Source organism: Mesorhizobium sp. M7A.F.Ca.US.002.01.1.1, from assembly GCF_004022955.1.
GTDB lineage: Bacteria > Pseudomonadota > Alphaproteobacteria > Rhizobiales > Rhizobiaceae > Mesorhizobium > Mesorhizobium ciceri.
On sequence record NZ_RZQE01000236.1, the window covers coordinates 1 to 8846 of the forward strand.

At 64.6% G+C, this 8846-nt stretch carries 7 protein-coding genes; all 7 read left to right on the top strand.

Going from position 1 to position 8846, the window contains the following annotated elements:
- Nucleotides 1–1031: CmpA/NrtA family ABC transporter substrate-binding protein (locus EN932_RS21360; protein WP_128369051.1), on the top strand; the 1031-nt coding region annotated here is incomplete at its 5' end.
- A 362-nt stretch (nt 1032–1393) separates the two neighbouring features.
- Nucleotides 1394–2710 carry a CmpA/NrtA family ABC transporter substrate-binding protein gene (locus EN932_RS21365; protein ID WP_128369052.1) on the top strand — a complete coding sequence of 439 codons (1317 nt, stop codon included), beginning with the start codon at nt 1394–1396 and terminating at the stop codon, nt 2708–2710.
- A 68-nt stretch (nt 2711–2778) separates the two neighbouring features.
- Nucleotides 2779–3669 (top strand): nitrate ABC transporter permease, encoded by an 891-nt coding sequence (gene ntrB / locus EN932_RS21370; protein WP_013530458.1) that lies wholly within the window; start codon nt 2779–2781, stop codon nt 3667–3669.
- 11 nt (nt 3670–3680) lie between these two features.
- Nucleotides 3681–4478, top strand: coding sequence for an ABC transporter ATP-binding protein (locus tag EN932_RS21375; protein ID WP_013530459.1), 798 nt, complete (start codon nt 3681–3683; stop codon nt 4476–4478).
- Nucleotides 4479–4482: 4 nt separating this feature from the next.
- Nucleotides 4483–6933 (top strand): nitrite reductase large subunit NirB, encoded by a 2451-nt coding sequence (nirB, locus tag EN932_RS21380; protein ID WP_127384585.1) that lies wholly within the window; start codon nt 4483–4485, stop codon nt 6931–6933.
- A gap of 5 nt (nt 6934–6938) precedes the next feature.
- A complete protein-coding gene (gene nirD / locus EN932_RS21385; RefSeq protein WP_024503964.1) occupies nt 6939–7268 on the top strand; it encodes a nitrite reductase small subunit NirD in 330 nt (109 codons plus the stop codon).
- 4 nt (nt 7269–7272) lie between these two features.
- Nucleotides 7273–8846, top strand: a 1574-nt coding sequence (locus EN932_RS21390) for a molybdopterin-dependent oxidoreductase (RefSeq protein WP_164890560.1), incomplete at its 3' end; no start/stop codon positions are given.

Genomic DNA, 8846 nt, shown 5'->3' on the forward strand with positions numbered 1-8846 from the left:
CCTGCAATCTCGGGCTGACGCCGCTGGCCTCGGAAACCATCGTGCCGTTCTCGCTCGGCCTCGGCGGCAATTGCGTCACCATCTCCAATGCCGTTTGGGCCGGTATGGCGGCACACGGCGCCGAGGCCGACCTAGACCCGGCGCGCGCCGGTGCCGCACTTGGCGCGCTCATTCGCGAGCGCGCTGCGGCCGGTGGCGATCCGCTGCGCTTTGCCGTGGTGCATCCGCATTCCGGGCACAATTACGAATTGCGCTACTGGCTCGCCGCCTGCGGCATCGATCCGCGCCAAGAGATTGAGATCGTCATCGTGCCGCCGCCCTTCATGGCCGATGCGCTGGCCGCCGGCCGCATCGACGGCTACTGCGTCGGCGAACCCTGGAACAGCGCTGCGGTGGCCGCCGGCACCGGCCACATCGTCACCGTCAAGGCGCGGATATGGCGCAACAGCCCGGAGAAGGTGATCGGCGTGCGCAAGGCTTGGGCAGACGAAAACCCCGAGGCCTTGGCGGCGCTGCTGCGCGCGCTGCATCACTCGGCGCGCTGGTGCCAGGATCCGGCCAACCATGGCGAACTGGCCGGGGTAATGGCGCAGGCCGGCTTCCTCGGCCTGCCGCCGACCGTGCAGATGCCGATCCTGACCGGCCATCTCCAACTGGGCGGCGGTGCGGAGCGGACCATCGACGACTTCTTCCTCCCCTTCGATAAGGCGGCGAACTTTCCGTGGAAGAGCCATGCGCTGTGGTTCTACACGCAGATGGTGCGCTGGGGGCACGTGGCGCACACGCCTGAAAATCTCGCCATCGCCCGCGATTGCTACCGTCCCGACCTCTACCGTTCGGCGCTGAAGCCGCTCGGCGTCGCGCTTCCCGGCGCCAATTCGAAAGTCGAGGGTGCGCTCCAAATTGCCACCGCGGTCGGCGCGACAGGCGCCGGCCTTGTGCTCGGTCCGGACGGTTTCTTCGACGGTCAGATCTTCGATCCTGACGAGATCGATGCGTACATTACCGGCCAGAAATTTGCCGAGATTTAGGCCTGATCATTTCCGCGCCATCCTTGTGCATTGCACAAAAATTGTGCGCGCGATTGCCCTAATGAACAATCTTTGGCCTTCCGGCCATAGGGTTCAGTGCGCCGGCGATCAGCGCAGGCTGCTGATTTCATTGGCCTTTTTCACCTCTCTCAAAACTGGCACGGTTCCTGCTTTGAAATAGACAGGCCCTTTGCGGGTCACGGAACAGGCGTCCAATGGCGGGCGCCACAGGCAAAGCTGCCGCTCAGGTTCATGCGCGCTCCCGGTCACCCGGACGCGAAGACCTGGCTGGCGGCTTTTTTGTTTTGATCAACACGCAATCGACGACGCGGATCTCAAGCCGCGCCCAACCGGAGACGACGATGACGAAACGGATCAGGACTGGAACGACCCTCAAAGACATGACGCGCCGCGATTTTCTGGTCAGCAGCGCGATGACGGCCGGCCTGTTCGTGGCGGCCCGCAAGCTCTTCCCTTCCGGCGCCTATGCCGCGACCGCCACTCCGGAGGTCACCGGCGCCAAGCTGGGCTTCATTGCGCTCACCGATGCGGCCCCGCTGATGATCGCCAAGGAGAAGGGGCTGTTCGCCAAGTTCGGCATGCCTGACGTCGAGGTGCTCAAGCAGGCCTCCTGGGGTGCGACACGCGACAATCTGATGCTCGGCGGCGCGGCCAACGGCATCGACGGCGCCCATATCCTGACGCCGCTGCCTTACCTCATGCACACCGGCAAGGTGACGCAGAACAACCAGCCGATGCCGATGGCGATCGTGGCGCGGCTCAACTACGACTGCCAGGGCATTTCGGTCGCCCAGGAATATGCCGGCACCGGTGTCGGCCTCGACGCCTCGAAGCTGAAAGACGCCTTCGCCGCCAAGAAGGCGACCGGCAAGGAAATCAAAGCCGCCATGACCTTCCCGGGCGGAACCCATGATCTCTGGCTGCGCTATTGGCTGGCCGCCGGCGGCATCGATCCCGACAAGGACGTCTCGACCATCGTCGTACCGCCGCCGCAGATGGTGGCCAACATGAAGGTCGGCAATATGGACGTGTTCTGCGTCGGCGAGCCGTGGAACGAGCAACTCGTCCACCAGGGCGTCGGCTTCACCGCCGCCACGACAGGCGAATTGTGGAAGGGCCATCCCGAAAAGGCGCTCGGCCTGCGCGCCGAATTCATCGAGAAATATCCGAACGCCACCAAGGCGATCTTGATGGCCGTCATGGAAGCCCAGCAATGGTGCGAGGCCACCGAGAACAAGGACGAGATGGCCGCCATCATCGGCAAGCGGCAATGGATGAACGTGCCCGTCGCCGACATCATCGGCCGCCTCAAGGGCGACATCAACTATGGCAATGGCCGCGTCGCCAACGGCACCGATCTCTCCATGAAGTTCTGGAAGGGCGGCGTCTCTTATCCGTTCAAGAGCCATGATGCGTGGTTCCTTGCCGAGAACATCCGCTGGGGCAAGTTCGCGCCGACCACCGACATCAAGGCGCTGGTCGACCAGGTCAACCGCGAGGATCTGTGGCGCGAGGCGGCCAAGGATCTCGGCGTCGCGGCAGCCGACGTTCCGGCGTCGTCGTCGCGCGGCGTCGAGACCTTCTTCGACAGCAAGATTTTCGATCCGGCCAACCCGTCCGCCTATCTCGACAGCCTGAAGATCAAGGCATCGGCGTAGCCTGATCGCAAGCGGCGCGCATGCGCCGCTTGCGATCACTACCTGCCCCCAAGGAGTTTTCCCCAGACATGTCGATCCAGACTATCGAGGACACCAAGGTGAAGGCCTTTCCCGCCAAGCCGGCGGAGGTCATCGCCTTCACTGCCAAGGCACGGCGCCGCTTCGAGCCGCTCGCCATCGCCGGCAAACTGGCGAGTGCGCTGGTGCCGCCCATCATCGTCATCGCGCTGATGCTGGTCGTCTGGCAGATCGCCTGTTCGTCGCCGACATCGAGCCTGCCGCCGCCGACCCAGGTGTGGAACGAGGCTTACGACCTGATAGCGCATCCGTTCTTCGACAATGGCCCGCAGGATATAGGTCTGGCCTGGCGCGTGCTGATCTCGCTGCAGCGCGTCGCCGTCGGCTTCGGCCTGGCGGCGGTCGTCGGCGTCGCGCTCGGTGCGCTGGTCGGCCAGTCGATCTGGGCGATGCGCGGCCTCGACCCGGTGTTCCAGATCCTGCGCACGGTGCCGCCGCTGGCTTGGCTGCCGCTGTCGCTGGCGGCGTTCCGTGATTCCAGCCCGTCGGCGATCTTCGTCATCTTCATCACCTCGATCTGGCCAATCATCATCAACACCGCGGTCGGCGTGCGCAACATTCCCGAGGACTACCGCAACGTCTCGCGCATCCTGCGGCTCAACCAGTTCGAATTCTTCGTCAAGATCATGGTGCCGGCCGCCGCGCCTTACATCTTCACCGGCTTGAGGATCGGCATCGGCCTATCCTGGCTCGCCATCGTCGCCGCTGAAATGCTGACTGGCGGCGTCGGCATCGGCTTCTTCATCTGGGATGCGTGGAACTCGTCGCGGCTGCCCGACATCATCGTCGCGCTCGCCTATATCGGCGTCACCGGCTTCTGCCTCGACCGGCTGGTCGCGGCGGTCGGCGCCTTCGTCACCCGCGGCACAACAGCAAAGTGAGGAGAGGGGCGATGACGGCCTATCTGAAGCTCGACCATATCGACAAATCCTTCACGCGTGGTGCCCAGGTCAGCGAGGTGTTGAAGGACATCAGGCTGACCATCGACAAGGGCGAATTCGTCTCCATCATCGGCCATTCCGGCTGCGGCAAGTCGACCCTGCTCAATCTGATCGCCGGGCTGACCAAGGTGTCGGCCGGCGCCGTGCTGCTCGAGGACAAGGAGGTCGACAGCCCTGGACCGGAACGCGCCGTGGTGTTCCAGAACCACTCGCTGCTGCCGTGGCTGACCGTCTACGAAAACATCAACCTGGCGGTGTCGAAGGTCTTCGGACGTTCGAAGAGCAAAGTCGAGCGGCATGACTGGATCATGCGCAATCTCGACCTCGTGCAGATGGCGCATGCCAAGGACAAACGCCCGGCGGAAATCTCCGGGGGCATGAAGCAGCGCGTCGGTATCGCCCGGGCGCTGGCGATGGAGCCGAAGATCCTGCTGCTCGACGAGCCGTTCGGCGCGCTCGATGCGCTGACGCGGGCCCATCTGCAGGACGCGGTGATGGACATCCATTCCAGGCTCGGCTCGACGACGATCATGATCACCCATGACGTCGACGAGGCGGTGCTGCTCTCCGACCGCATCGTCATGATGACCAACGGTCCGGCGGCGACCATCGGCGAAGTGCTTGCCGTGCCGCTGGCGCGGCCGCGCCGGCGCGTCGAACTCTCTTCCGACCGGACCTTCCTGCGCTGCCGCGAGGCGGTTCTGAAGTTCCTCTACGAACGCCACCGCTTCGTCGAAGCCGCGGAGTAGCACCATGAGCGAAAGACTTGTCATCATCGGCAATGGCATGGCCCCCGGGCGCATGCTGGAGCACCTGCTGGAACAGGCTCCGGGCCGCTACACCGTCACCATCTTCAACGCCGAGCCGCGCGTCAATTACGACCGCATCATGCTGTCGCCGGTGCTGTCGGGCGAGAAGGCCTATGAGGAGATCATCATCCATGGCGACGGCTGGTACATCGCCAACAACATCACCCTCTACAAGGGCCATAAGATCGTTGCCATCGACCGGACGGCGAAGACCGTCACCTCGGATCACGGCGTCACCGAGCCCTACGACAAGCTCGTCATCGCCACCGGCTCGGTACCGTTCATCATTCCGGTGCCGGGCCATGACCTGCCGGGCGTGCTGACCTATCGCGATCTCGACGACGTGCAGGCGATGATGCTCGCTGCCCAGTCGCGGGCCAAGGCGGTGGTCATCGGCGGCGGCCTGCTGGGTCTGGAGGCGGCGGCGGGCCTCAACGCGCAAGGCATGGACGTCACCGTGCTGCATGTCATGCCGACTTTGATGGAGCGCCAGCTCGATCCGGCCGCCGGCTATCTCTTGCAGCGCGCGGTGGAGCAGCGCGGCATCAAGGTCATCACCAAGGCCAACACCCAGGCGATCACAGGCAACGGCAAGGTCGGGCAGGTGGAACTTGCTGACGGCACCATTATCCCAGCAACGCTTGTGGTGATGGCCGTCGGCATCCGGCCGAATTCGGCGCTGGCCAAACAGGCCGGCATCGCCGTTAACAGGGGCATCGTCGTCGATGCCGGCATGCGCAGCAACGATCCCGACATCTACGCGCTCGGCGAATGTGCCGAGGTCAACGGCCAGGTCTATGGCCTCGTCGCGCCGCTCTACGAGATGGCGCGCGTTGCAGCCAGCCAGCTTGCCGGCGACGAAGCGGCGGCCTTCGTCCATATGGACACGCCGACCAAGCTCAAGGTCACCGGAATCGAACTGTTCTCGCTCGGAGACTTCGCCGATGGTGACGACCGCCAGGAGATCGTGCTGCGCGATGCTTCGGCCGGCGTCTACAAGCGGCTGGTGCTGAAGGACGACCGCATCATCGGCACCGTGCTCTATGGCGAGACGGCCGACGGCGCCTGGTTCAACGACCTGAAGAAGAAGCAGACCGACATATCGGAGATGCGCGATACGCTTATCTTCGGCCAGTCCTACCAGGGGGGTGCCCCGCTGGACCCTATGGCGGCCGTTGCAGCCTTGCCGGATGATGCGGAGATCTGCGGCTGCAACGGCGTTTGCAAGGGAAAGATCACCGGCGCGATCACGGCCAAGGGCCTGACCTCGCTCGACGACGTGCGCGCCCATACCAAGGCCTCGGCCTCCTGCGGCTCCTGTACCGGGCTGGTCGAGAAGCTGATGGTGCTGACCATCGGCGACAAATACAATCCAGCGGCGGTGCAGCCGATGTGCGGCTGCACGACGCTCGGCCATGACGAGGTCCGCCGGCTGATCATCGCCAAGCGCCTGAAGACCATTCCCGCCGTCATGCAGGAACTGGAATGGACGACCTCCTGCGGCTGCGCCAAATGCCGGCCGGCGCTCAATTACTATCTCGTCTGCGACTGGCCGGACGACTACGCCGACGACTACCAGTCGCGCTTCATCAACGAGCGCGTCCACGCCAACATCCAGAAGGATGGCACCTATTCGGTGGTGCCGCGCATGTGGGGCGGGGTGACCAATGCCGCTGAACTGCGCGCCATCGCCGACGTTGTCGACAAGTTTGAAATCCCGATGGTCAAGGTCACCGGCGGCCAGCGCATCGACATGCTCGGCATCCGCAAGGAAGACCTGCCGGCGGTGTGGGCCGATCTCGGCCAGGCCGGCTTCGTCTCCGGCCACGCCTATGCCAAGGGGTTGCGCACGGTGAAGACCTGCGTCGGCTCGGACTGGTGCCGCTTCGGCACGCAGGATTCGACGGGCCTCGGCATCCGCATCGAAAAATTCATGTGGGGCTCGTGGACGCCGGCCAAGGTCAAGATGGCGGTGTCGGGCTGTCCGCGCAACTGCGCCGAGGCGACCTGCAAGGATGTCGGCGTCATCTGCGTCGACTCCGGTTACGAGATCCATTTTGCCGGTGCGGCCGGCCTCGACATCAAGGGCACCGAAGTACTCGGGCTTGTGAAGACTGAGGACGAGGCGCTGGAGCATATCGTGGCGCTGACGCAGATGTACCGCGAGCAGGGCCGCTACCTCGAGCGCATCTACAAATGGGCCAAGCGCATCGGCATCCCCGAGATCAAGCGCCAGATCATGGACGATGGCGACAAGCGCAAGGCCTATTACGAGCGCTTCGTCTTCAGCCAGAAATTCGCCCAGGTCGACCCGTGGTCGGAACGCGTTTCCGGCAAGGACAAGCACGAATTCCGGCCAATGGCTTCGGTCGGTTTTGCGCAGGCGGCGGAGTGAGCGTCATGAACTGGATATCGATAGGCTCTCTCTCCGACATCCCTCGCCGCGGCGCGCGCTGCGTCGCCACGCCGGAAGGAAAAATCGCGGTCTTCCGCACCCAGGACGATCAGGTCTACGCTATCGACGATCATTGCCCGCACAGAGGCGGACCGCTCAGCCAGGGCATCGTGCACGGCACGGCGGTGACCTGTCCCTTGCACAATTGGGTGATTTCGCTGGAAACGGGCAAGGCGCTCGGCGCCGACGAGGGCGCGGTGCGCACCATTCCGGTGCGGATCGAAGGCGAGCATCTGTTCATTGCGCTGGAAGCGCTGGCCAGCCGCGCGGCTTGACCCCATGGAGATCGATGAAGCGCGCGAGGTGAGGACCACCTGCCCCTATTGCGGGGTGGGCTGCGGCGTGCTGGCGAAGGTCGCCGCGGACGGGCAAGTGTCCGTGCGCGGCGACCCCGACCACCCGGCCAATTTCGGCCGGCTCTGCTCCAAGGGCTCGGCACTGGCCGAGACCATCGATCTCGACGGCAGGCTGCTTCATCCGGAGATCCACGGCCGCCGCGCCGGCTGGGACGAGGCGCTCGACCTCGTCGCCTCGACCTTCTCGCAAACCATTGCCGAGCACGGGCCCGATGCGGTCGCCTTCTATGTCTCCGGCCAGTTGCTGACCGAGGACTACTACGTCGCCAACAAGCTGATGAAGGGCTTTGTCGGCTCCGCCAACATCGACACCAATTCGCGCCTGTGCATGGCCTCTTCGGTCGCCGGCCACCGCCGCGCTTTCGGCTCCGACACCGTGCCCGGAACCTATGATGATCTGGAGCTTGCCGACCTGATCGTGCTGGTCGGCTCCAATCTCGCCTGGTGCCATCCGGTGCTCTACCAGCGCATCGCGGCTGCCCGGGAAAAGCGGCCGGAGATGAAGATCGTGCTGGTCGACCCGCGTCGCACCATGACCGCTGACATTGCCGATATGCATCTGGCGATCGCGCCGGATGGCGACATCGCTTTGTTCACTGGCCTGCTCGCCTATCTCGGCCAGCACAATGCGCTCGACCGCACCTATATCACGACGCACACGACGGGCTTCGGGCAAGCGCTTTTCGCCGCCTCCGCGCTGGACCTGGCTGGCGTCGCTGCTGCCACGGGCCTGAGCGAGGACGAGCTTGACCGGTTCTACAGCCTGTTCGCGGCGACCTCCAAGACCGTGACCGTCTACAGCCAAGGGGTGAACCAGTCGTCTTCGGGCACCGACAAGGTCAATGCCATCATCAACTGCCATTTGGCCACCGGCCGCATCGGCAAGCCAGGGGCAGGGCCGTTTTCGGTGACCGGCCAGCCCAACGCCATGGGCGGGCGCGAGGTCGGCGGCATGGCCAACATGCTGGCCGCCCATATGGAGATCGAAAACCCCGATCATCGCGACCGCGTGCAGCGCTTCTGGAACGCGCCGGCCGTTGCCGGAAAGCCCGGCCTGAAGGCAGTCGAGATGTTCAAGGCGGTTGCCGACGGGCACATCAAAGCGCTGTGGATCATGGCCACCAACCCGGTCGATTCGATGCCGGACGCCGATGCCGTCGAAGCGGCGATCAAGGCGTGCCCGTTCGTGGTGGTGTCGGACGTGCTGGCCCGGACCGATACCGTCCGCCACGCCCATGTCCGGCTGCCCGCCGCCGCCTGGGGCGAGAAGGATGGCACCGTCACCAATTCCGAACGCCGTGTGTCGCGCCAGCGCGCGTTTTTGCGCGTGCCCGGAGATGCGCTGCCTGACTGGCGGATTATTGCCGAGGTGGGCAAACGGATGGGGTTTGGTGAGGCGTTTTCCTACGCGTCGCCGGCGGAGGTGTTTGCCGAGCATGCCGCGCTGTCGGGGTTCGAGAATGATGGTGCGCGGGATTTCGACATCGGGGCTTATGC

Excerpts from the sequence above, each read along its gene's own strand:
- EN932_RS21365 (WP_128369052.1), top strand. The coding sequence starts at position 1,394 with ATGACGAAACGGATCAGGACTGGAACGACCCTCAAAGACATGACGCGC.
- ntrB (WP_013530458.1), top strand. The coding sequence starts at position 2,779 with ATGTCGATCCAGACTATCGAGGACACCAAGGTGAAGGCCTTTCCCGCC.
- EN932_RS21375 (WP_013530459.1), top strand. The coding sequence starts at position 3,681 with ATGACGGCCTATCTGAAGCTCGACCATATCGACAAATCCTTCACGCGT.
- nirB (WP_127384585.1), top strand. The coding sequence starts at position 4,483 with ATGAGCGAAAGACTTGTCATCATCGGCAATGGCATGGCCCCCGGGCGC.
- nirD (WP_024503964.1), top strand. The coding sequence starts at position 6,939 with ATGAACTGGATATCGATAGGCTCTCTCTCCGACATCCCTCGCCGCGGC.